We start from the raw sequence: 25240 nt of genomic DNA, 5'->3' as shown, positions 1-25240 counted from the left end.
TTTATGCTTCTCTTGATTTTCGCTTCTTGGCAGCAAAGGCATTCATGGCTTGCTTTTGTTTTTTACTATTTGGCGCGTTTGACGACGCAACTTGGGTGCTTGACTGACTGGTTAAATGAGCCGCCAAGCTGGCAATACTGGGGTATTGGAATAGATCCGTTAAGACTAATGATGGGTGATCTTGTTTTAGCTCATCAAAGATAGCCATTAACATCAATGAGTGACCGCCTAAGTCAAAGAAGTTTTGCTCCATGGCAATGGCATCGCGCTGTAGATGGCGCGCAAATACTTGCAGCAACTGTTGCTCTAGTGCACTTCCTGTTTGTTGTGATAACAGCGGTTCAACAGGTGTCGATTCGATGTTGGGAAGCTTATGACGCTCTAATTTCCCGCTATCAGAAAGCGGTAACTTATCAAGCACTTGAATCACATCTGGGATCATGTAATGAGGTAAATGCTGTTGCAATGCTTGCTTTAACTCAGACTCACAAGTGTGCTCAGCCTCAACAAATGCGACGAGGCTAGCAGTGTCTTGACCTTCTCTAAGTTGAACCACGGCGTGATTGACCTGAGGCAACTTACTTAGTTGTGATTCGACTTCTGAAAGCTCGACGCGAAAACCTCTGATTTTCACTTGATGATCGCGACGACCAATATATGCTAACTGATCACCTTGCCAACGCACTAAGTCGCCCGTGGCATACATGCGAGCACCATCGTCTCTAAATGGATCAGCAATGAACTTACAAGCGGTAAGTGCACTTTGCTGCCAGTATCCGCGAGCAAGAATGTCACCACCAATGTAAAGCTCACCAACTTCACCATGGGGCACTAACTGTAATGCCGAATCTAAAACATAAAGCTGCCGCCCCTGAATTGCCGTACCTACAGGTACAGTCTTCGATGAGCCAAGTGTGCGACAATCAAACACACTGGCTTCAACCACTATTTCTGTTGGTCCATAGGTATTTAATAATTTCACATCGGCCAATCCAGCGGCACGCCAATCCGCAATGCCGCTAACAGACATGGCTTCACCACCAGAGTGAACTTGGCGTAGGTGAGGCAATACCAGCGCGCCATCACGCTTAGCTTGCTGTGCCCATGATGCAGCAATTGAACGCCAATAAGCAGCACTGAGATCCATCACGCTAATATGATGACGCTTTGCTTGATGATATAAGGTTTGTGCATCCCACAGTGCGTCTTCTCTGAGCACTACTGTTGCGCCGACAGTCCAAGTTGGGAATACCTGCTCAACAAAGGCATCGAAATTGGCGGTTGCAAATTGCAGCACCACGTCATTCACTGTTAAGCCAATAAAGTCGATGGCCGATTCAATATATTTTGCCAATGCGTCATGCGCTATCGCGATACCTTTTGGTGTGCCCGTAGAGCCCGAGGTATAGTTCAAATACGCCACGGTATGCGGATTTGTAGCGCTAATTTCATTGCTGTTATCGCTATCCAAAGTCTCAAATAACTCAGCAGGAGTGTAAACGCCACCCGCACAAGTTATATTGACTTTGCTACCATCACTGATGAGCTTGCCACAGTTTGCATCCTTCAGCATGAACGCCAATTTAGCATCTGGGAAGTTGACATCTAATGGTAAATAACCCGCGCCGGCAAGCAGACATCCTAAGGTACAGGCTAACATCTCTGGTGTTCGTGGTAACAAAATACCAACGACCAGCTCTTCGTCACGGCCAGCTGTATTAAGCTGACGAGCTACGGCATGTGCCCGTTGCCACAACCAACTGTAGCTATAATTTTGGTCTCGATAAATAATGGCTGTTGCGTCTGGATTGGTGTTGGCATGATGTGCCAATTGTGCCAGCCACGAAGGTGTTGCTTCGCTGCTCGCTTTACCTTGACCCAACGCTAATAACTCAGTGGGCTGTTTTACCGTCGTCAGCTCCGCGATTGCTTTTTGTGGCGCTTGAGTAGCATGCTCAAGTACCGTCAACCAACTTTGTATAAAGGTCTGCATTTGCGCGTCTGAAAATAGCGCACTGTTGTATTGCAGCTCGATATCAAGGTGACCGTCATCAAACAATTTTGAGTCTACACTAAAGTCAAACTGCGCTTGCTGATTGAGTGCCTCTACACCTTCAGCACGCAGTGATGTACATGCACCCCATGGGTTCGCTTGGTATTCCACATGGTTCAGCATGAACTGGAATAATGGGTTTTTCCCCAATTGGCGCTCTGGGTTTAGCACTTCAACTAACTTTTCAAACGGATAGTCTTGATGTTGCTGCGCCTCAAGGGCGCGCTGTTTAACCTGTGCTAGCACTTCAGTGAATGACATCGCAGGCTGAATATGTGCACTGATCACTTGGGTGTTGACAAAAAAGCCCAACATTTCTTGAGTAGCGGCACTACGACGGTTTGCAATCGGGACGCCAATTCTTGGCTTGGCCTTGGCGTATAGGCGATAAAACGTGACTTGCAAGGACGCCAACAACAGCATATACAAACTGGCACCTTGTTGATGAGCGAAAGCCTGAAGTTGCTGCACCTGACGATACCCGACTCGTTCGCCAAGTAGCGCCGACGCAGGTTCTGCTAAGCTATTGCCATACTGCGGTGTAATAAGTTCCTCATCCCCATCACCTGACAACTGAGCCAGCCAGTATGCTTTTTGCTGCAAAGCTTCTGCGCTTTCAAGCCAATCTTGCTGCCACTGAGCGAAATCACCATATTGCAATAACGGGAGTGCTTGCGCTGTCTCCACCTTGTCTTCCAAAGCTTGATAAGCCTCAGCGATTTGTTTAAGTAGCAGTTCAAATGACCACGCATCACCAACGATATGGTGCATTGCAATCAGTAATCTATGCTGCTGTGGCGCAACTTTTATCAGTGCTACTCTGAAGCACTCTCCCTCTGCAAGTGCGAAAGGTGTGCGATACCACTTTGCTATCCACTGCGACTGTATATCTTGCGTACACAGTGATAAATCTTCTTCACACCAAACCATTTCACGAGAAGACGCTGACTGTCGCCACATACCATCACGACTTTTAAGAAATTGCTGTCGCAAGATAGGATGGCGTTCAAATACTGTACTACATGCCAGCTGAATATGCGCATTGGACAAGGCGCCGGTTAACGTAGTTTTTGCACCAATATGATAGGCATTACTGTCTGGCTGTAATTGCCAAAGGAATAGTTGCCGCTGCTGCTGAGCACTCAATGGATAATCTGTTTGTTGAGACGGCTGCAATTGTATTTGCGTGCTGAGTTGCGCTTTGTTTTGTTTTACGAACTCGCAAAATGCACCAAATTCTGGTGCGGTGAACAAACAAGTGGTGTCTAATTGACAATCAAGCTGGGTTTGTATCGCAGCAATTAAGCGCACCGCTTTGAGTGAGTTCCCGCCCAACGAGAAAAAATTTGCTTTATCGCTTGTGACTGGATAGTTGAGCACTTGCTGCCACAGTTGGGCAATGGTCAATTCAAAATCAGACCACTTTTCAGTGCCACACTCCGCCATAGTGAGATTGCGCAGCGCTTCGCTATCAAATGCCCCATACGGTACCAACCGTTCACGTTGATACAGTTTGAGACAGGCGCTACGTTGTAGTTTGCCACTGGAGGTTTTCGGTAACGTGCCTTGATCTAGCAACAGCACTAACTCGGGACTATGTCCGAATTGGGTACTTACAAAGTTTCTGATAACTTCTGCGGTGTGTTCAGCCGCAACTGAGTTGCGGTAACTATTACTGGTTTCAATCGCAAGACCGATCCCTTCACCCGTTTGGGCACTGGGTACCGGAAACGCTGAGACTCGACCTTTGCGTACAAAGTTTAGTTCCGCCTCAATGATCCTTTCTATATCTTGCGGATAAACGTTGTGACCATTCATAATGATCAGGTCTTTTTCTCGTCCAGAAATAAACAACTGACCATCATAGATGTAACCGACATCACCGGTTCTTAACCAACGCTTACCGTCCAATTCTACAAATGTTGCTTGTGTCGCAGCTTCATTTTGCCAATACCCTACAGCGATGCTTGGGCCTGCGGTCCATATTTCGCCAATTTCACCATCATCAAGACGCTGCTGTGTATGCGGGTCGCTAATACGCAAAAAATGCTCGCTGGCAACCACACCACATCCAACCTGATGGCGGTATTGCGCGGTATTTCGCCAATCCTGACTCGGCACCTCAGTTGCTTTTCCTGCTGCCAGTGCTTCGCTATCAAATGCAGCAACATATGCCCCCTGTCCTGCGTGACTACCTGTTACCATCAGGGTACCCTCGGCAAGACCGTAGCAAGGGTAAACGGCTTGCTTGTCCAACCCACATACAGCAAAGCGCTCTGCAAAATCAATCAAGGTGTCATGCCGGATAGGCTCAGCGCCTGAAAAAGCAACCCGCCAATGACTAAGATCTAACGTTTCCATTACCTGTGGTTTGATGCGCTCTAAGCATAAGCGAAATGAAAAGTCTGGCCCGCCAGAAATCGTTCCTTTGTATTGACTCAGTAACTGCAACCATCTCACTGGTCGTTCCATAAAGTAACGAGGTGACGTCAATACCAGCGGATAACCAACAAAGAGTGGCTGTAGCAGGCCGCCGATTAGTCCCATATCATGAAACAGCGGTAACCAACTAATCATGACGTCATCAGCGGTTGTGGCCATTCGCTCGCAAATAACGCGCTCATTGGCAATCAAGTTTTCATGGCTGACCATAACGCCTTTCGGAGCAGCAGTAGAGCCTGAGGTATATTGCAAAAAAGCAATGTCACTTGGTGCAACGTCAGCGCGCTCGGCTTTGCCATCAAATGGCGCAAGCGTATCAACACTCAACATAGAAGCATCGGGAGTTTGTGATGTCAGCGCTTGCACCGTGTCGCTAAAACGTGATGTGGTCAGGATCAAGGTCGCACTGGCGTCTTTAGCAATCCCTATCGTTCGCGCTAGGTGTTGTGGTTTTGTTGACTCTGGAGGAAAACTGGGAATAGCGGTGATCCCACAGTATTGGCACGCTAAAAAGCTGGCTACATATTCAATGCCGGTTTCCATCAAGATTAGCGCTCTGTCGCCTATCTTTGCATGATGTTGAAAGTGACCTGCAAGAGACATTACCTTATCTAGTAATGTTTGATAACTCCACTGTGTGGTTGCTTTGCGTTCGACACATACTAACGCAAGTTGCTCAGGTTGAGCTTCGGCATGGCGCGCAAGGTAGTCTGTAATGGTAATGGCAGACATAGATTACTCCGAGGATCTCCGATGTTTATAGCAGCACATGGCTAATTGAAAACGCTTGCTAACGAACAAAATTGGACAATATGGGCTCAGTGATGAAACCTAAATTCCATAAACCCATCGACATTAAATAGATTAAAAAAGAATGCGGATGATTAACTAGAAGATGCCTGACGCAAGCTCAGCGGTCTCATATCCACCCAGTGTTCGTTGATAAAATCAAGGCAAGTCTGCTTATCTCCTTCGCAGCCAGCTTCTTGCCATCCTCCAGGGATAGTTTTATAACTTGGCCATAAAGAGTACTGCTCCTCATGATTTATCAATACTTTAAATGTGCAATTCTCATTATCAAAGCTCATAACTTTTCACCCAGACTGTAAATAAACTAAGTTGCTAGCAATGACGCCTCACGGACAAAATTATTTAGTTTTATTTATTCGTTAATACTGTGCAGCCTCACAGCCCAGTTAACACAAAAGCTCAAATAGAAACCTTAAATCAAAATAAAAAACACATTAATAACATTAACTTTTAGTATTAATCGCACTGCATTCACGGCGAATAACCCACTATTTTCTCTATGACTCACGGGCCATAATGGATAAAAAAATTCACTTACCTGCTTTAAAAACAATAAGTTAGAAATTAATTTATCTACCTCCCCAGCTGAATACCCAAAACAAATACTTTTGTTAATTTGAAGAAAAAACAATACACAAAAAGTAAACTTTTCACTTGACATGGCTCCCAGATAAAAAATAGAATAACTGATAATTATTATCATTTGCATTGTTGTTATTTTTGGAATACTTAAGGAGTAAGTCGCTGTGTCTCAATTTGCGCTAAAATGGTCGCGTGTTATTTCTGAAAACGAATCAAAATTACTTGTGTACCTAAGCAGTATTTTGCGCTGTCCATATTTGGCAGAAGATGCCCTGCAGGATACTTATATTAGATTGGCTGGTATGTCTAATTGTCAAAACCTAGCAGTTAAAAATGCAACAAGCTTTTGTTATCAAGTAGCAAGAAATATCGCCATTGATATGCTCAGAAAGTTTAACCGTGAAAATATTGTGGATATTGAGGCAGGTCATCTAGAGCAACTTACCGATCAGCAGGTCGATCTTGAAGCAAAATATGAGAATGAACAGCTGAGCGGAAAAATCAACGAAACGATTGGAAAGCTCTCAAGACGCCACCAAAACATTCTCTCCTTTTATCGTAATGGTCGGCTAAAGCAGAAAGAGATTGCCAGCCTTTATAAAATCTCTCCAACTTTAGTCAACTTTATGATCAAAGAGGCAATCAGCAGCTGCCAAACAGAGTTAGTCAGTCATTAATGGCAAAAGCAGCGAATTAGCCTAAGGTTTAGCTCTGAGCTTAGCGGCAATAAAATCGGCATGTGCAACGTAAAATAAACCGGCAATTTTACGAATAATATGGTCTTCATGACTGTCTAGCTCGCCATCTGCATATGCCACATGCCACAGCAGCTCTATTACCTCGATGCGCTCTACATCATTGGTATGGTTGTTTATCTGTTTAGCAAATGAGTACATGTCCACTGCATGCTCGACCAACTGCTGCGCCTCATCAATAAGGGTTGTGACTTGAGCCTGTGGTAATTCACAACGCGTTTTTAGCAGCTCTGCGATTTTATCGAACTCTGATTGCTGCAACTTACCGTCCGCTCGCATTACCTCCACCAATAACGCAGCTAAAGCAGTATTAAAATCGAGCTCTTCTTTTGAAGCGGTTTCTTGCAAGCTTTGGAACAGCTTTTTTAGTTGGTTAAGCAAGTTGCTCATCTCCTATGTGATATACTATGAATGTAGCAGATTAAAAGGATAGTTATGCCTAAGTTATCATTAAGACCAAGCGCGTTAAAGCTAAGTTCTCTAACAGTGGGTGTAGCATTACTTAGCGCATGTCAATACACTCAGGTGCCAAAAGGTGAGGCTGAGAAACACTATGATTTTGACCATAAAGTCCATTATGAGCAAATCACTTATAGTGATACCTACTTTAAACTGGCTATAAAGCCTGATAGTTATGCACACTTCAGGCAGCAAAGTGTGTTCTTGCTACGTCACGCAAAGCGCTTATGCCAAGGTGCTCATCCACAAGTGACATTACTCAGTGGTGTACAAGATTTTGACAGGCTCCCATTAGAGCCAAGACCCTATCAAAATGATTTAACAGTTGAAATAAAGTGTGTGGCAAGGTAATCACACACTTTACTTTCAACGCTTTATTGCATAGTTAACCTAATCTTCGAATAGTTAGTATTACAACTCAGCGCTGAACTTAGTCTTTATATCCCCATGGTGCTTTTGGTGCAGTCACCGGCTTCGTTAAATCAAAGTCGACACGAAACTCTCTTCCCTCACGAACTAAGCGATAGGTGAACTGCTCTGGGTAAATATACATTTGCCATGTATTCCCTACGGATTGAGGGATCCCTTGCTGGATGAATAACTGTTTTGAGTATTCATCCGCTGGGAACGACTGCACTGTGTTATACCCTGCATCTAAGGTATGTCCACCATACATAGTAGAAACATCATCGCTACCATCTTCATGACGGTGGTCGTGCTTTAGGCTCAAACCGCTGCCTGTTTTGGTGATGATCCACGTCCTTGACGCATCTTTACCTACATGAAACGGTACCTGAAGCTCAGTATCACTGCATTTGCGTACGTGCATCACAAGGCGCGCATCGCTAAAGCTGCTGGGACCTTGATTATCTACTGTTACTTTACCTTCATAAGCTTTGCCACAATGCGCTTTGATACTATCGAAAAACGCATCATGACTAGGAATTGAAACCAGCGGGGCTGGACGCGCAAAAGCTGCGCAACTCAAGGTCGTGAGTAGCGCGAAAGTTAATTTTTTCATTGGAGACACCTAAAACAAATAAAGCCAGAGCTTAATCAGCTTCTGGCTTGGTGGCAAAATTATTCGACCAAATTGAGTAAACAAGTATTATTGCCAAGGTCTTGTCGTAGCCAGCTGCTGCTCAAACGCATCAATTTGGGCATTTAATAATTCGGTCTCACCAATAAAATCAAGGCCACTCAAGAGCCGCGCTTTAATGTCTTCTCGCACCTCAAAGTCAATTGGCGTAATACCTGTTCCGCTTATCTGCTGCGCTTCGAGGTCAATACTCAAATGCACTTGTGATTGTTGCTCACATGCGTCGAAAAGCGTATCTAGCGTACTGGCTGGTAGCGCAATGCAAAGCATCTGATTATTGCCACAGTTGTTAAAGAAAATATCTGCAAAGCTCTCGGCTAAGATCACAGTAAAGCCATATTGCTTAAGTGCCCAAGGAGCATGCTCACGAGATGAGCCACAACCAAAGTTATCGCGTGTTAATAAAATTGATGCCCCTTGATACTGTGGGTAATTTAACACAAAGTTGGGATCTGGCTGACCTTCATCAAGATAGCGCCAGTCATAAAATAGCGCTTTGTCGAAGCCGTCACGACTGGTTGAAGTTAAAAACTGCTTGGGAATAATTTGGTCCGTATCAACATTATTTTTGTCTAGTGGCGCAACTAGGCCCTTGTGAAACACGCTCATGACGCCTCTCCTCGAATATCAGTAAAGTGACCTGCAATTGCTGCTGCGGCAGCCATTGCTGGACTCACCAAGTGCGTACGACCGCCTCGCCCTTGGCGCCCTTCAAAGTTACGGTTTGAGGTTGAAGCACAGCGCTTTTCTGCACCAAGGCGATCGTCATTCATCGCCAAGCACATCGAGCAGCCCGGTTCGCGCCACTCAAATCCCGCCGCTTTAAAAATATCGGCTAAGCCCTCTTGTTCGGCTTGCTGCTTTACCAAGCCAGATCCCGGGACAATAAGCGCTTCAACACCTGCTGCTACGCGTTTACCCGCTACCACTTGTGCCGCAGCGCGTAAGTCTTCAATCCGGCTATTGGTGCAAGAGCCAATAAATACAGTATCAACTTTGGCATCGCTTAGCTTTTGCCCTGCTGTGAGGCCCATATATTTCAGCGCGCTGCGCATCGCATCTGCTTTAACTAAATTAGGTTCATCGTCAGGGTTTGGGACTAAGTCATTAATCCCAATGACTTGCTCTGGGCTTGTTCCCCACGTTACTTGAGGTTGCACGCTATCAGCGTCTAACTCCACGACACGATCAAATTCGGCCTCCGGGTCACTATGCAACGTTTGCCAGTAGCGCACCGCAGCATCAAAGTCTTTGCCTTGAGGTGAAAATGGACGCCCACGTAAATATTCAAATGTCTTTTCATCAGGTGCGATGAGCCCTGCCTTCGCCCCCATTTCAATACTCATATTACAGAGCGTCATTCGCGCTTCCATTGACAGTGCTTCAATGCCTGTGCCACAAAATTCAGCCACATAACCCGTGCCACCAGCTGTGCCTAATTGCCCAATCACAGCGAGGATCAAGTCTTTTGCAGTCACGGTCGGGCGCAATACACCGTTCACCTGGATCTTTAACGATTTGGCTTTTTTCTGTTGTAATGTTTGTGTTGCCAGCACGTGTTCAACTTCTGATGTACCAATACCATGAGCCAGCGCCCCAAATGCGCCATGTGTTGAAGTATGACTATCACCACACACTATGGTTGTGCCTGGCAAAGTGATCCCTTGCTCCGGCCCCATTACGTGTACTATGCCTTGGTTAATCGAGTTTAAGTCATACAGTACAATACCAAACTCTTCACAGTTTTGTGCCAAGGCTTGTAGCTGGTTTTTACTCACATCACTGGCTGCCTCAAGTGAGCGACTTTTAGTGGATACGTTATGATCCATCGTTGCAAAAGTTTTATGTGGACAACGCACGGAGCGGTTCTGCTCCTTCAATCCAGCGAACGCCTGCGGTGAAGTAACTTCGTGTACAAGGTGACGGTCGATGTACAGCAGATCCGTTTGTTCATTTAAATTGGCAACTACATGGGATTGCCAAATTTTATCGTATAATGTTTTTGCCACTTGCTCTTACCCTTATTAGACCCTATCGACGATCGCTTGTGCGACATCCATTGTAGTAAACCCACCTTGCGGGTAGATGTCAGGTGTGCCCACACCATCTTTCACTGCCTCTGCTACCGCCTTTTCAATTGCCCGCGCGGCTTCGTCCTGCCCCAAGGAATAACGCAGCATCAACGCAGCACTTAAGATTTGTGCAATAGGATTAGCCACGCCTTTACCGGCGATATCTGGCGCTGATCCACCCGCAGGTTCATATAAACCATAGCCTGACTGGTTTAAACTGGCCGATGGTAACAGCCCCATGGAACCCGTGATCATTGCACATTCATCAGAAAGGATGTCACCGAACAGGTTATCGCACAATAGGACATCAAACTGGCTAGGTTGCTTGACTAGCTGCATCGCGGCATTGTCGATATAAATGTGATCAAGCGCCACATCTGGGTATTCTTTCGCCACGTCATTGACCACTTCACGCCACAACACACTAGTTGCAAGTACATTCGCTTTATCCACCGACGTCACATGATTATTTCTGAGCCTTGCAGCATCAAACGCAAAACGGGCGATGCGTTCGATTTCTTTGCGCGAGTAGGTTTGCGTATCAAACGCTGATTCGTCTTCGCCTTTACCTTGGCGACCTTTGTCGCCAAAATAAATCCCGCCAGTAAGCTCACGGACGCATAAAATATCAAAACCTTGTTGGCTAATGTCACTGCGCAGTGGCGAGGCAGCGCTCAATGCGGGTAATAGCTGCGCAGGGCGCAGGTTACAAAAAAGCTGGAAGTGCTTTCTAAGCGGTAATAAAGATGCCCGCTCTGGCTGCTCATTCGGTGGCAGATGCTCCCACTTTGGCCCACCGACAGAACCAAATAAAATAGCATCAGCGGCTTCACATGCAGCTAATGTTGCTGCTGGTAAGGCTTCGCCAAACGCATCAATAGCCGCGCCACCAATCGCTTGCGCCGACTTATCTAAAGTAAAGTTGAACTTAGTCGCCACTTTATCCAATACTAGCTCAGCGGCTTGCATCACCTCTGGACCGATTCCATCACCTGCCAGTACTGCTACTTTATAGCTTGCTTGACTCATCCTGCTTTCCTTTGTTGTTTAAGACTTGACACTTTTTGTGCTCTATCGATTAGGTTATATACTCGGATCATCGCTCTTACCGATGCCTCTACGATGTCAGAAGCAAGCCCTACGCCGTGATACTGCTTGCCATCAAATTTCGCAATGATATTCACTTGGCCTAGTGCACTGGCGCCCTGACTAGTTGCGTCTAAGTTATATTCCACAACTTCAATCGCCATATTTGTGATCCGTTCAATAGCCAAAAATGCCGCTTCCACCGGACCGTTACCTGTTGCCGCTTCTTGCTTAAGCTCCCCATTGATTGTGACTCCAACCGTGGCGCTGGCGATAGATTGCGAGTTAGATGAAGCGTTAACGAACTGCAATTGGTAGCGTTCATCTTTATCTTTGATCTGATTGAAGTAAATCATCGCTTCTAGGTCATAGTCATAAACCGTACCCTTTTGGTCAGCTAACGCTAAGAAGCTGTCATATAGGCTATCCATATCGTAGTCTGACTGTTGATAACCAAGTTCATTGAGGCGGTGTTCAATCACGTGACGACCCGAGCGAGACGTCATATTTAGCTGGTTACTCGGTACGCCTACCGTTTCAGGTGCCATGATTTCGTATGTATTTTGTGCTTTTAGCACGCCGTCTTGATGAATACCGGAGCTGTGTGCAAACGCATTTTCACCGACAATTGCTTTATTCGGTTGTACCGGCATATTGCAAATTTTAGCGACCTGACGTGATGCCCGGTAGATTTCTTCACTACGAATATCGGTATGAACTTTTAGGTGGTCTTGACGCATCTTCATGATCATCGCCACCTCTTCTAGTGAACAGTTCCCCGCACGCTCACCAATACCATTGATAGTACATTCAATTTGCCTTGCACCTGCTTGTACCGCAGCGATAGAGTTTGCTACCGCAAGCCCCAAATCGTTATGGCAATGTACACTTAATCTTGCTTTGTCTATGTTAGGTACATTATGGCGAATATGGTGGATCATCGCGGCATACTCATCGGGCGTCACGTAACCAACGGTATCAGGCAAGTTAATCGTAGAGGCGCCAGCATTTATTGCAGCTTCAACAATCCGACACAGATCTGGATAAGGGGTACGGCCAGCATCCTCACAAGAAAACTCAACATCATCGGTGTACTTTCTGGCCTGAGAAATGGCGTTAATCGCCATGTTAGTCGCGTCATCTAAGCTCATTCTTAACTTATGCTCTAGATGCAGTGGGCTGGTTGCAATAAACGTATGGATACGACGCTGCTCTGCGCCTTTTAAGGCTTCACCACAGGCGTCAATGTCTTTTGCCACAGCACGGGCTAGGCCGCAAATTGCAGGTCCTCTTACTTCTTTGGCGATGCGCTGTACGGCACGAAAATCCGCGGGGCTGGATACCGGAAAACCCACTTCCATCACATCCACATTGAGCCGACTAATGGTATGCGCCAGTTGTATTTTATCTTCTTCGGTTAAGCTGGCCTTTAGTGCCTGCTCACCATCCCTTAACGTTGTATCGAAAATCCAAACTTTATCTTGCATACCCTTATCCTCAGCCAAAAAAAACCCCGCAAGTGCGGGGTGTCTACAGTAAATGTCGCTCAATTCGCGCAATTACACCCCACCCCTGTGGTTTACCAGTAGGAGGTTAAGAAGGAGTGACAAACGCGCTGTTAGTTTCATGAGCTAGGTGTTCCTGTTGATGAATTAGTTATGTTTTAACATGCTTCAAAAGTGACAATCAAGCATAAATTATCCATCAAAACTGACTTTAAAATATATAAAATAAAAATTTAAGTCTAAAAAAAGTATTTAATAGACAATATCTTTCAATTTAAGAGAGAAATACAGATAGTATATGAAATGAACAGGGTAATTTTGAATTTTAATTACAAGCAAAAAAATAGCCTATGCAAGGCTATTTTTTGGGCGGCTCTGGGTGCTTCGCATATCCTGAAGCACCTTTTGCGATATACCTCAGTTGCCACTTCAGGCGCTCGGTAAGTTCTGCACGTTGTTGTGAGTCTTGATCTAAGGCCTCTGCACCTGAGCTAAATACCAAAGTGACCATAGCCTCAGCTTGCATATGAGCGTGATGCGCATCCACCCTAGTCTCAGTCTCTAAGTAATGTGCAAGCTCAAGTATAAAGTGCTTTATCTCTCGTGCCACCGCAGCACGGAATGCCGGTGAGGTGCCAGAGCGTTCACGTAGTAACAACCGGAACTGGTTACTCGACTGCTCAATAAACTCCATAAAAGTATAAACAGACGTATTAATAACGCTACCGCCTTTGGCAATGCGGCGTCTTGCCTGTCGCATTAATTGCCGCAGGGTTAAGCCAGCTTCATCCACCATAGTTAAGCCAAGCTCGTTCATATCTTTAAAGTGGCGGTAAAAAGAAGTAGGTGCGATACCAGCCTCTCTTGCAACCTCACGCAGGCTCAAATTAGAGAAACTATGCTCCGCACTCAGCTGGTTAAATGCCGCTTCGATAAGCGCTTGACGAGTCTTCTGTTTTTGTTGGGCACGGACACCTGTCATGGACTTTCCCCAATTCGCTTCGAAAATAAGAACAATAAAGCGCAGTCTAAACCTTGACGCAGCAAGAATGAAATACTATTTTAGCGTACAGTTGTACGCTGAAATAAGATTTTGAGACTGACTGATGAAAAAACCTCCCATTTTATGGACCAATGTGCTGTTTTTTAGCTTATCGTTTCTGGCAGCCGTTACTTTGGTTCCTTGGTATGGCTTCGAATACGGTTATACCACCAGCCACTGGCTAGCATTTATTGCCTGCATGTTCTACGCAGGCCTATCAATTACAGCAGGTTATCACCGCTTGTGGGCACATAAAGCCTACGATGCACACCCTGTTATTCAAATTATTTTTGCGCTAGGCGGTGCATTTGCGCTACAAAACAGCGCATTACACTGGAGTAGTGATCATCGAATTCATCACGGCCAAGTTGATGATCCCGTTAAAGACCCTTATGCCGCAACTCGAGGCTTTTGGTATAGCCATATTGGTTGGATGCTACGCGACTATCAAGGCGACAGCTATGGTGATTACAGCAACGCACGCGATTTACAGCGCAATCGGATTGTTATGTGGCAGCATAAACATTATATGAAATTGGTATTACTAACCAATATTGGTATTCCGCTCACGCTGGGCTTATTGCTAGGTAATGTTATCGGTATGCTGCTACTCGCAGGTGTGCTGAGATTAGTGCTTAGTCAACACTTTACCTTTTTTATCAATTCACTGGCACACATCTGGGGAAGCCGTCCATATACAGAGAAAAATACCGCAAGAGACAACGGCTTTTTAGCATTGTTTACTTATGGTGAGGGCTACCACAATTTTCACCATATTTTTGCAAGTGACTACCGTAACGGTATTCGCTGGTATCACTACGATCCGACTAAATGGCTGATCCGTGCCTTTGCGGCGCTCGGGCTTGCCAGCAAGCTAAAACGAACGCCGATAGAGCGTATCGAGAAAGCCAAAGCAGAAACGCTACTAAATAAAACGAAAGTTAGCCTCGCAAAATTGCCTTTAGCGCAAGATAAGCTTACATTGTTACAACAAGAGTATGATTTGCTTCTGAAAAAGCTTCAAAACTACTGTGCGGTGCAAAAGCAAGTACTTGAAGCAAAGAAAGCAGCCGTACGTGCACAATGCGAACACTCCGCATTAATGCAACAATATAAAGAGTTAGAACAAGCTTGGGAAAGTCAAAAACAAGCTTGGATTGCACTGAACTCGAGGCTTCTGAAAACGGCATAACACTCAGCGGCCTCAACAATGATAAGGGTGAGGCCGTGAGCAAAAAAGCCACAGAAAAAACAAAAAGTATTCCAGATTCCTATCAATATGACGCCATAATCATAGGCACAGGCCCAGGTGGCGAGGGCGCCGCCATGAACCTCTCAAAAAGTGGCAAAAAAGTCGCTGTCATCGAGCGTCAACATGCTGTTGGTGGCGGCTGTGTTCACTGGGGTACTATTCCTTCCAAGGCACTGCGCCACTCCGTCAGCCGCCTGATTGAATACAAAGCCAATCCCTTATACCGTTTTACCGAGCGTCCGCAGCGCCATACGTTTCAAGACATATTGCACCATGCGAGTGATGTCATTTCCAAGCAATCCACGCTGCGCTCAAGCTTTTATGGCCGTAATCGTATTCATTTATTCCAAGGTGACGCCAGCTTTATCGATGCCCACACGGTTCAAGTTCTGCACCAAGATGGCTCACAGGAACTATTAACCGCTCATACCATTGTCATCGCGACAGGTTCGCGGCCATATCGCCCACCAGGCGTAGACTTCACCCACCCTAGAGTGTATGACAGCGATACTATTTTAAGTTTAGAGCACAACCCGCAGCGCGTATTGATCTATGGCGCTGGCGTCATCGGTTGTGAATATGCCTCTATTTTTAAAGGGCTTGGGGCAAAGGTAGATCTGATAAATACCCGCGACCGCCTTTTGGCCTTTATGGATGCAGAGATTTCAGATGCGCTAAGCTATCACTTCTGGAATAACGGTATTGTCATTCGACACAACGAAGAATTTGCCAAAGTAGAGACCCATGAGAAAGGCGTGATTGTTCACCTGCAATCCGGAAAAAAGGTTCGGGCAGATTGTATCTTATGGGCCAATGGTCGCTCAGGAAACACTGAGACGCTAAACCTAGAAAGCGTTGGATTGAAGGCAGATAGCCGTGGACAACTCAAAGTCAATGAGCATTACCAAACAGAAGTCGATAATATTTTTGCAGTGGGTGATGTAATTGGTTATCCAAGCCTAGCCAGTGCCGCATTTGACCAAGGGCGTATTGCTGCCAATGCGATTGTGCATGGAGCGTGCGATGACCGTTTGATCACTGATATTCCAACGGGCATATATACTATTCCAGAAATGAGCTCAGTAGGTAAAACAGAGCAAGAGCTAACTGCTGCTCGCATTCCTTATGAAGTAGGTCGTGCACAATTTAAACACTTGGCGCGCGCCCAGATAACAGGCACTGAAGTGGGTAGTTTAAAAATTTTATTCCATGCTGAGAGCAAAGAAATACTCGGCATCCACTGCTTTGGTGAGCGCGCTTCTGAAATTATTCATATCGGCCAAGCGATTATGGAACAAAAGGGTGCAGGCAATAACATAGAGTATTTTATCAACACCACATTTAACTACCCAACCATGGCGGAAGCCTATCGTGTTGCGGCGCTAAATGGGATCAACCGCCTGCTAGATTAGTTAAAACAAGCGTGACGTGTAGCACATCACGCTTTTTATAAGCTAAAACGATACTCAGCGCTAAGCCGCCAGACACTATCTGTTTGTTTGGGTTTACCATTAAAGGCTTCTCGATTCGCAACGGTAGTAGTGAGCCCTAGCCATTCAGCTCCTACTATCCAATTTGAATGCAACTGATATTTTGCAGTTATAGTGAAACCATGGCCATGACTTTGGTTTGGATCGAACTGCCAGTCATCTTTATCGATAACCTTAAATTGCTCTGCTCGCACACTAAAGCGCCACGCGTTACGCTTATGAGTCAGTAACAGAAACCAACTATTGAAGTCATTATCGACACCGCGATTAGTCCCCATCGCAGTATTGCCAGCCATTCCTTGGAACAGCAGCTGTGTTTGTGTTGATAACTTATAGCGCCAAGCAGCGCTTATAAACTTGGTATCCCACGCATATTGGCCTGTGCGATAATTAATTTTGCTCGGATCACCATTATTATCGTACCAATACACATTGACCGCGCTACGAGTCGAGAAGTCATGATGATACCCAAAGTAGTATCCAAAACGACCATCTATTTCTGTGAAAGGCTCAACATATTGCGCTTGATGCTGTAACTGCGGCGTATTTAACGACTCAACGGCGGCAAAGGGTATACTTTCATTAAATACCGACTGCCTATCATGAACTGTAAACCCTCGCCATGCTAACAAAGTACCTGCGGGATCATTGCCCTTAAAGATCCCAGCAACCCCTTTATACCCCTTACCTCTGCTGCGACGAGTTGATGGCTGCTCCACGGCTACTTCTGAACCAAATACACGCACCTCTTCCCCAATCCAAGCATTAATTGCTGAATACTGGTAATGGTAAGGAGATGACCAACCAATATCTGGGTTTTCAATGGAAAAACTGGGATAGAAACCACCGGTACGCACTATCAACCGGCGACCATTTTTGGGAAGGGTGCGATACTGTAAATATAACTCGGTAAATCCGAGCTTATCATCTGGATCTGGTACGTATTGCATTACGCCATGTAAAGACCAAGCACTGTCAAAATCAACACGCCAATCCACTACCCCGCGACTCAACGCCAAATCTGACTCGGCTTGACCAAAGCGAGTTACCCCCCAACCTGGTTGATACCAAGCTTTACGGTTGTCATCGTGCTGCCAGGTAGCCTGTAACTGGCCATGTCCAGACACTTCGACTGCATTAGTTTGCCCAATGACAAATAATGCTAACATAGGGCTTAATTTAGTAATCATCGAAGCCATCAGAAAAGTCCTGCAGTGGAGCAATCAACGTTTGTTTTAATTGATACGTTATTGAACTGGTGTTACTCAAGCCAGAGAGCTGGTGCTGCTCAACTTGCTCTAGGTTTTCAAACCGTTCGTGCCACACATGTAGCTGTAACGCGCCTGCTTGCACCACATCTAGATCCAGAGTGACATAACCATTGCTATCAGTTACGGCAAATAAAGGACTGTCTACAACCACGATATACCCTAACATCCAGTCATGAATATTACAGCCAAGTTCGACAATCCCTGCCTTATCAAAAAGTACCTTTTTTGGGTCGTCACGATAGAGCTTCAGCTCAAAGGGCTTGGCTGGTGAGAAAGAGTACACATGATGCAAAATAGAATCTAAATTAGGAAACGAGACCTGAGCCCCTGTTGGTACCATTAGAATATGCGGCACAAATGACTTATCCTTTTGCTCCATCTTGAAACCATTTTCCGGTGCCAAGTGCGCGACGCCTTCACCTTCAAGCCATACGGCTGCATTCGCTAGCGGCTGCTTATCATTGTCTAACACTTGTATTTCCAGCGCATCAACAGCGCTTGATTGTAATGCGACTAGTGCGATGGCAAGACATCGCAGCAAAGTTAGGTTTTGCATAAGCGGTTTGTCCTATCCTTATTTTATTTTGTGCTTATCTTCAGTAGACCGAGCGGATTAAATATTACATTCATCGCATTTACAGGATGAATACGTATGCAGCTTTTACGTGAACTTTAGCATACAACAGTAAGCTTAGCTTATACGCAAAAGAACACGAATAGACGTGTCGACAACAAAAAGGAAACGCTATGCGCCCCCTATCAGTTTCACTCATTGGCTTAAGCTTTTTTACCAGCACAAGCTTCGCCACATCATTAGCAGTCAGCTCGCCCGATGGCAATATTACTTTTACTTTAAATGACGATAAGCGCCAACCTACCTACCAAATAAGCTTTAACAACAAAACCATTATTGCTCCCTCTAAACTTGGTTTTGACTTTGCGAAGGCGGCATCTATGCGTGATGGGTTGACTATCACCACGCATCACCGTAGCAGTGTCGATAGTAGCTGGGAGCAGCCTTGGGGTGAGGCTCGCGTGATCCAAGACCAGCATAATGAGCTGGCGGTCACATTTGCCAAACAGACCGACCAATCACCGCAATATACTGTACGCGTCAAGGTGTTTGATGATGGTGTCGGCTTTCGCTATGAGGTTGCTCAAAACCAAGCCCTTTATATTACCAAAGAGCTCACCGAATTTACCTTTGCTAGCAGCGATAAGATTACCGCATGGTGGATCCCAGCGCGTGGATGGAATCGCTATGAATATGTATACAACACCACACCTCTGCACGATGCTGCTCATGTGCACACCCCATTTACCTTAAAGAACCAAGATGGTGTGCATATCAGTGTACACGAAGCCGCCCTTATAGATTATGCGGGTATGACATTAAATCAACGCCGTCCCGGCACATTTATAGCTGATTTAACTCCTTGGTCAGATGGGATTGCAGTTAAGACCAATGGCAAGTTCAACACACCTTGGCGCACGCTTCAAATAGGAGATGAGGCTAAAGATTTGCTCAACTCCCACTTGATTTTAAACCTCAATGAGCCAAACAAACTAGGCGATGTTTCTTGGGTTGAACCGGGTAAATACATCGGTATTTGGTGGGAAATGCACATAAATAAAAACACTTGGGGAAGTGGAGAAAAGCATGGTGCAACGACTGAGCGCACTAAAGCATACCTAACCTTTGCAGCCGATAATGGCTTTGATGGTGTATTAGTTGAAGGCTGGAACACTGGCTGGGATGGTGACTGGTTCTTCAACGGCGATGTTTTTAGCTTTACCAAAGCCTACCCTGATTTCAACATAGACGAAATAGCCAAACATGGCGAAACTGTCGGCGCTCGCTTAATTGGCCATCACGAGACTTCAGGCAATGTTAGTAACTATCGAAATCAAATGGAAGAGGCCTTTGCACTCTACGAAAAAGCCGGTGTACGTCAGGTAAAAACAGGCTATGTTGCAGATGGCGGCAACATCAAACGCATTGATGCCAAGGGCAATGCCAGATTCGAGTGGCATGATGGCCAATTTATGGCAAATGAGTACCTAGACAACATAAAACTGGCAGCCAAACATAAGATCAGTATTAACACCCATGAGCCTATCAAAGACACAGGGCTGCGCCGCACCTATCCAAACTGGATTTCTCGAGAAGGCGCCAGAGGACAAGAGTTTAACGCATGGGGCACGCCACCAAACCCACCTGAACATGTGCCAATGCTTGCTTTTACCCGCATGTTAGCAGGCCCTATGGACTTTACTCCGGGTATTTTTGACATGGGCTTTAATGGCCTTGGTGATAAAACTAACCGCCCACAAACCACCCTAGCTAAGCAATTAGCGCTTTATGTTGTACTTTATAGCCCAATTCAAATGGCGGCCGATTTACCAGAAAATTACCTCGCTAAGCCAGATGCCTTTCAATTTATAAAAGATGTACCGACTGATTGGGAACACAGTATCGCACTTGCGGGAGAAGTGGGTGATTATGTTGTCTTTGCCAGAAAGGAACGTAAACATAAACAATACAGCGGTAACGACTGGTTCTTAGGCGCAGTGACGGATGAAGAAGCAAGAGACATTCCTATTACTTTGGACTTCCTCGAACCAGGTAAAACCTTCGAAGCACAAATTTACGCAGACGGCGACAAAGCTGAATGGAAACACAATCCGTATGAAATGAACATTTACCGTAAAAAAGTAACCAGTACTGACAAGCTGATGTTAAAACTGGCTGCCGGTGGCGGGGTTGCGATCCGCTTTAAAGCACTATAAACAACGCGTGGTCACCCTCTACAGGGCGACCACCATTTTAAATTACCGCTGGTATTACTGACACTGATAGCTAGGGGTTAATCCTTTAGCAATTTCCCACTTCGCCGTTAGCAATGATGCAGGACCGTTGCTATCGTGCGAGAGCTCCCAATTCATAATGCCGCCAGCATTGAGCTTAGCGTACTGCGTTTTTGCACGGATCGTCGGGATACCATTATAGTAACTGCTGCCATCACTATCACGACACGCATTGGCTGGGTTTTCTTGCAGTAAGGTGCGGTATGCCTTCCAAGTAGGTCTTGCATAAAATGGTACACCTAATACCGTTTTTTCCTTGCTCAAACCACGACCTTGCCAATAAGCAATAGAATCTTTGGCATATTGCATAGAAGCATGATCGCCATTGTTCGCGTCATACGCCATCAAATTTAAAAAGTCGATATCTTGGAATACAGATTCCAACACGCCACCACCTGTGTACCCAAGCGCCACCACTGCGGCTGTTAAAAATTTACCTCTGGCACGCAACTCAACGCTTAGCGCTTTCATCAGTAACGCATAGTTATTTGCAGAAGCACCAGGATCTGGATACTCCCAGTCCATATCAACCCCATCAAGGTTGTGCTGCTCAACAAACGCAATAACCTCTTGGACAAAACGCGCTCGACCTTGCTCCGAGTTAGCAAATGTCTCAAACGCACTATCATCGCCGCCATTCCAACCACCAATGGCAATCCCTACCTTCACATTATTGGCATGAGCTGAATTTACCAGCGCTGTCATTTTGCTTAAATTTTCGAGCGGTCTTAGTGTGCCATCAGCATTAGGAAGTAAAAATGAGTAATTGATATGGGTGAGCTTATCAAATTGAATGTCGCTCACGGAGCCTTGCCAACTTGGGAAGTAGCCGACAATTTTAAAATTAGGATCGCCAGGAGGTGTATCATCAGAAACTACACTAAAGCTCACAGAACTCGACTCACCTCTCGCCCCAGATGTATCAGTGGCATAGACGGTTAACGCACGAGCACCAAGCCCCTGCGCTTGCCACATAGCCTCATAGGGTGGAGTGCTATCAGACGCCACAAGCGTACCATCAAGATAAAACTCAACATTATCAATGGTAGTATTTTGCGGATGGCTTACTGTTGCAGCAAGACTAACGGGCGAACCAGCAACAACGCGTGCATTGCTGCTCGGAGAAGTAACCGACACAATGGGAAGTGGCGTAGTCGCATCGCAGCGTCCGTTTGCTTGCCAGACTCCGTAAGTTTCAGAATGCTGTGCTGGATTTTGGTTTTGTGTCCACCATTTAGCTGTGTATTTGGAAGACTGATAAGTGACAGCATCTCCACCGGTATAGACCTGCTGTGATTGCCATTGCGTTAAGTTGCTACAGTCCACAGCTAATGCAACTTCCATCGCACCTAAGAGCGGAAGTGCTATCAATAGATTTGTATATTTCATTACCTTTTTCCATGTTGTATGTCGGCTAAAGCAAGCCATGCCGAGTTTAAATAAATGTTAACTTGCGATTCTAGCCTATCAGCATGGATAAATTTCGTACAACATGCGGTGCTACGACCTTAGTCTAATACAGTGATAAAGCGTCTTACTTTCTATTCCATTCGTGTATTTGCAGTGGAGCACGTTTATAAAATGTGCAATTGATGCTCGTAGGCTGTACAGATAAGACAGAGCTCAGTATGCTTGCAAGTTTAGGCGCTGATAAAGAGAATAACACTGAAATGAGTACGGCATTTTCGAGACGATTTGTAACTTTAGTGGAGCAGTTTGCAGGCGGCAATAAACGTCAATTTGCCCAACTAACAGGTAAATCTCCTTCCCATATTTACCGTATTTGTCGCGGCTTGAGCCGCCCATCTATGATTTATCTTGAACATCTTTATAATCTCTTTGCGGTTGACTTAAATTGGCTACTGACAGGAGAGCAGCCTCTCGATAAGCCACAAAGCCAGCTCCAAGATGAACTTACACTCATTCCAAAACTCGACATTGAGGCCAGTGCAGGGATGGGGAGTGTGATTGGTAATGAGGAAGTAACAGAGCAATTTGCACTTAATCGCCGCTGGCTAAACTCTCATTTAGGCGTGTACTCAGATAAACTCGCTTTTGTGTCTATTCGTGGTGACAGTATGCAGCCTACATTATTAGACGGCGATATGGTACTTGTGGATTTATCACAACATCAGTCTAGTAAAGATGCCGTTTATATCGTGCAAACGCAAGACGGCCTAATGGCAAAACGCGTGCAACAGAGACAGAACCGAATCCAGGTGATCAGTGACAACCCTGACTACCCGAGCTGGGAGATCACCGCTGACAATGCCGATAGTCACGGCATTGCAGGACGTGTTGTTTGGTGTGGTCGCAGTATATAAGCCACACCCTACTTTACAGTGTGATGCACCAACATCACACTGACTTAGCCAGCGTTTCCTGTCCCTTGTGTGTATTCACAAACTGACTTAGCACTAACGAACATACAGCCAGTGCAGCCCCAAAGTAAAATACCAAGGATTGATCGTACAGCCATACCACCCCAAAACTTGCAGGGATCACCACCGCAGCAATATGGTTAATGGTAAAGCTAACACCAGCCGTTGCCGCGATATCTTCTGGTCGAGCAATTTTTTGGAAATAAGTTTTAAGTGCAATCGCCATCGCAAAAAATAAATGATCAATCACATAAAGTGCTGCTGCAAAGCTTGCTGACTCTACTAATGCGTACCCAATAAACACCGCAATCAGCCCAATATATTCTATTGTCAGGGTTTTACGCTCACCTATATGACCAATCATCTGCCCAATCTTAGGTGCAATAAATATGTTTACCAAATGATTTAGCATATACAGTGCTGTGATCTGTGCAACATCAAAACCAAACTTTTCCACCATTAAGAAACCCGCAAATACCATAAAGATTTGCCGCCTCGCACCAGAAAAGAAAATCAACGCATAATAAAGGCTATACTCTTTTCTTAAAATCAGCTTCTTATGTTGCCTGGTGTGTATTTCAAACGTCGGAAAGCCAATAAACATAAGTAACGCAATAATAAAACCAACACCGCCAATTAGTAGATACATCCACTGATAGTCCGCAGAGAAGTAGCTAAAACCCAGCCATATTATCGCGTAGGTGATTAAAGAGGCGATGGATTTAATCGAGAGCAAGATACCCAGTTTTGCCGGTGCCTCATCTTTATTAAACCATTGTAAACTGAGCGATTGATTCAGCGTCTCGAAATAGTGAAAACCTATCGACATTAATACTGTGGTCGCATACAAACCGTATATAGTAGGTAACCACCCCGTAATGGCGACGCCAAGCGACAACAAACACAAGCTGATCAGTGCGAAGGTTTGTTCCTTTAACACCAATAAAACAAATACCGCTGTAAACGCCAAAAACCCAGGGATCTCACGCAGCGATTGCAACATTCCCATATTAGCACCATTGAAATTTGCCGCTTCAATCGCAAAGTTATTGAGCATAGCCATCCAACCTGCGAACGTAACGGCCATAACAACGGTTGCGAGCACTAAGAAATTAAAAGGACTTTGCCATCCTTGAGAAGTATTCTTCATGATTATCTCCACATAAAGCACAACTATTAAAAGTTATGGCTATAATATGGCCACATGTTAATTTCTGATATACACAATTATGCCAAGTTCTTTATCAAAACAGACAACCTCTCCTTGGCGTATTCAGCCAAAGTCGAAGCGCTTTTTAAAACCTGCACTTGGTCGACCAATTCTTCCTAGGGCAGTAAAAAAAGCAGAGTGGGAACATGTCCAGCAACATCAACATGATTGGGGCCAGCTTGCATATACCAGTAATGGCGTGATCACTATTGTGACCCCAGAGGGCACATTTGTGATCCCTCCTGACCAAGCTTTATGGCTCCCCCCAGGCCTGCCACATGAGACATATTGTCGCTACGGTGGAGACTTTCGTAGTGTGTATATTGATACTAAATATACTGAGTTACTGGGAAATAAAGCCAAGTTGATTGTTGTCGATGAACTACTAAAACAATTTATTTTGGAGATCTGTACTTGGCAGGAAGATTACCACCTAGATGAAAAAACAGAGCGATTTATAACGGTCTTTATTGATAGGCTAACATCAGCTGCAACTTGCCACTTTTTTATTCCAAGCGCACAAGATGCTCGAATCTTACCCATTGTAACCGAGCTGCATACTAACCCAGGATGTAAAGTAAGTTTGGAGGAATGGAGTGGTCAAGTGGGCGCATCCACTCGTACACTAAACCGTTTATTCCACAAGTGTTTTATGATGGGCTTTAGTGACTGGCGCCAAAAATTAAGGGCAATCAAAGCAATCGAATTGTTAAAAGGCGGATATTCTCAGCAACAAGCAGCACAGTATTTAGGTTTTGACTCAACCGCGGCATTTAGCAGTGCGTTTAAAAAGGTATTTGGAAAACCACCAGGGCAATATCTAAAAAAGTGAGCGAGTAGCCTCTTAATTTTTTATTAGTTGA

The 25240-nt window shown here is 45.3% G+C and carries 20 protein-coding genes; 7 read left to right on the top strand and 13 right to left on the bottom strand.

Annotation, left to right across the window (positions count from 1 at the left end; genetic code table 11):
• Position 1: 1 nt before the first annotated feature.
• Positions 2-5227, bottom strand: a complete 5226-nt coding sequence (locus J8Z24_RS00650) for a non-ribosomal peptide synthetase (protein ID WP_176032933.1) — start codon at positions 5225-5227, stop codon at positions 2-4.
• Positions 5228-5379: 152 nt separating this feature from the next.
• On the bottom strand, positions 5380-5583 hold the full coding sequence (locus J8Z24_RS00645; RefSeq protein WP_125251326.1) for an MbtH family protein: 204 nt from the start codon (positions 5581-5583) through the stop codon (positions 5380-5382).
• A 468-nt stretch (positions 5584-6051) separates the two neighbouring features.
• Here J8Z24_RS00645 and J8Z24_RS00640 point away from each other — a divergent pair, with 468 nt between their 5' ends.
• Positions 6052-6564: an RNA polymerase sigma factor gene (locus tag J8Z24_RS00640; RefSeq protein WP_125251325.1), complete on the top strand. Its 513-nt coding sequence runs from the start codon at positions 6052-6054 to the stop codon at positions 6562-6564.
• A 21-nt stretch (positions 6565-6585) separates the two neighbouring features.
• Here J8Z24_RS00640 and J8Z24_RS00635 read toward each other — a convergent pair whose 3' ends face one another.
• Entirely contained in the window at positions 6586-7023 is a 438-nt protein-coding gene (locus J8Z24_RS00635; RefSeq protein ID WP_128729806.1) for a tellurite resistance TerB family protein, read from the bottom strand.
• 54 nt (positions 7024-7077) lie between these two features.
• On the opposite strand from J8Z24_RS00635, the gene J8Z24_RS00630 reads away from it, so the two are divergent.
• Positions 7078-7452: a hypothetical protein gene (locus J8Z24_RS00630; RefSeq protein ID WP_176032934.1), complete on the top strand. Its 375-nt coding sequence runs from the start codon at positions 7078-7080 to the stop codon at positions 7450-7452.
• A gap of 79 nt (positions 7453-7531) precedes the next feature.
• On the opposite strand, the gene J8Z24_RS00625 is transcribed toward J8Z24_RS00630, so the two are convergent.
• The 6 genes from J8Z24_RS00625 to fabR all read right to left on the bottom strand — a co-directional run bounded on the left by J8Z24_RS00625 (position 7532) and on the right by fabR (position 13845).
• The gene (locus tag J8Z24_RS00625; RefSeq protein WP_125251323.1) at positions 7532-8122 is read right to left on the bottom strand and encodes a hypothetical protein; all 591 of its coding nucleotides are present in this window, start codon (positions 8120-8122) and stop codon (positions 7532-7534) included.
• An 87-nt stretch (positions 8123-8209) separates the two neighbouring features.
• Complete coding sequence (gene leuD, locus J8Z24_RS00620) at positions 8210-8809, bottom strand: 3-isopropylmalate dehydratase small subunit (protein ID WP_125251322.1); 600 nt, start codon at positions 8807-8809, stop codon at positions 8210-8212.
• The gene (leuC, locus tag J8Z24_RS00615; RefSeq protein WP_176032935.1) at positions 8806-10209 is read right to left on the bottom strand and encodes a 3-isopropylmalate dehydratase large subunit; all 1404 of its coding nucleotides are present in this window, start codon (positions 10207-10209) and stop codon (positions 8806-8808) included. The genes leuD and leuC overlap by 4 nt, the downstream gene beginning before the upstream one ends.
• Before the next feature lie 15 nt (positions 10210-10224).
• A complete protein-coding gene (gene leuB, locus J8Z24_RS00610) occupies positions 10225-11301 on the bottom strand; it encodes a 3-isopropylmalate dehydrogenase (RefSeq protein ID WP_252095102.1) in 1077 nt (358 codons plus the stop codon).
• Positions 11298-12845 carry a 2-isopropylmalate synthase gene (leuA, locus tag J8Z24_RS00605; RefSeq protein WP_147389767.1) on the bottom strand — a complete coding sequence of 516 codons (1548 nt, stop codon included), beginning with the start codon at positions 12843-12845 and terminating at the stop codon, positions 11298-11300. Before leuA ends, leuB begins: the two co-directional genes overlap by 4 nt.
• A 376-nt stretch (positions 12846-13221) precedes the next feature.
• The gene (gene fabR / locus J8Z24_RS00600; protein ID WP_125251318.1) at positions 13222-13845 is read right to left on the bottom strand and encodes an HTH-type transcriptional repressor FabR; all 624 of its coding nucleotides are present in this window, start codon (positions 13843-13845) and stop codon (positions 13222-13224) included.
• Positions 13846-13969: 124 nt separating this feature from the next.
• Between fabR and J8Z24_RS00595 the strand changes: the two genes are divergently transcribed.
• Both J8Z24_RS00595 and sthA read left to right on the top strand, forming a co-directional pair.
• Positions 13970-15097 carry an acyl-CoA desaturase gene (locus J8Z24_RS00595; RefSeq protein ID WP_176032937.1) on the top strand — a complete coding sequence of 376 codons (1128 nt, stop codon included), beginning with the start codon at positions 13970-13972 and terminating at the stop codon, positions 15095-15097.
• A gap of 35 nt (positions 15098-15132) precedes the next feature.
• Positions 15133-16569, top strand: a complete 1437-nt coding sequence (sthA, locus tag J8Z24_RS00590; RefSeq protein WP_125251316.1) for a Si-specific NAD(P)(+) transhydrogenase — start codon at positions 15133-15135, stop codon at positions 16567-16569.
• Positions 16570-16604: 35 nt separating this feature from the next.
• On the opposite strand, the gene J8Z24_RS00585 is transcribed toward sthA, so the two are convergent.
• Positions 16605-17846 (bottom strand): hypothetical protein, encoded by a 1242-nt coding sequence (locus J8Z24_RS00585; protein ID WP_252095101.1) that lies wholly within the window; start codon positions 17844-17846, stop codon positions 16605-16607.
• Positions 17827-18474: a methylamine utilization protein gene (locus J8Z24_RS00580; RefSeq protein ID WP_252095100.1), complete on the bottom strand. Its 648-nt coding sequence runs from the start codon at positions 18472-18474 to the stop codon at positions 17827-17829. The genes J8Z24_RS00585 and J8Z24_RS00580 overlap by 20 nt, the downstream gene beginning before the upstream one ends.
• 191 nt (positions 18475-18665) lie before the next feature.
• Here J8Z24_RS00580 and J8Z24_RS00575 point away from each other — a divergent pair, with 191 nt between their 5' ends.
• Positions 18666-20708 (top strand): glycoside hydrolase family 97 protein, encoded by a 2043-nt coding sequence (locus J8Z24_RS00575; RefSeq protein ID WP_252095099.1) that lies wholly within the window; start codon positions 18666-18668, stop codon positions 20706-20708.
• Positions 20709-20762: 54 nt separating this feature from the next.
• Here the strand turns inward: J8Z24_RS00575 and J8Z24_RS00570 are convergent, their stop codons facing one another.
• On the bottom strand, positions 20763-22175 hold the full coding sequence (locus J8Z24_RS00570) for a glycosyl hydrolase family 18 protein (protein ID WP_252095098.1): 1413 nt from the start codon (positions 22173-22175) through the stop codon (positions 20763-20765).
• A 239-nt stretch (positions 22176-22414) separates the two neighbouring features.
• On the opposite strand from J8Z24_RS00570, the gene J8Z24_RS00565 reads away from it, so the two are divergent.
• A complete protein-coding gene (locus J8Z24_RS00565) occupies positions 22415-23110 on the top strand; it encodes an XRE family transcriptional regulator (protein WP_252095097.1) in 696 nt (231 codons plus the stop codon).
• 34 nt (positions 23111-23144) lie between these two features.
• Here the strand turns inward: J8Z24_RS00565 and J8Z24_RS00560 are convergent, their stop codons facing one another.
• On the bottom strand, positions 23145-24317 hold the full coding sequence (locus tag J8Z24_RS00560) for an MFS transporter (protein WP_176032942.1): 1173 nt from the start codon (positions 24315-24317) through the stop codon (positions 23145-23147).
• 79 nt (positions 24318-24396) lie between these two features.
• Between J8Z24_RS00560 and J8Z24_RS00555 the strand changes: the two genes are divergently transcribed.
• Positions 24397-25209 (top strand): AraC family transcriptional regulator, encoded by an 813-nt coding sequence (locus J8Z24_RS00555; RefSeq protein WP_128729803.1) that lies wholly within the window; start codon positions 24397-24399, stop codon positions 25207-25209.
• Positions 25210-25240: the final 31 nt, after the last annotated feature.

This window comes from Pseudoalteromonas sp. SCSIO 43201, assembly GCF_023716725.1.
Classification (GTDB): Bacteria; Pseudomonadota; Gammaproteobacteria; order Enterobacterales; family Alteromonadaceae; genus Pseudoalteromonas; species Pseudoalteromonas peptidolytica.
Note: the sequence above shows the minus strand (reverse complement) of the source record. Positions and strands in the feature narration are given on the sequence as shown.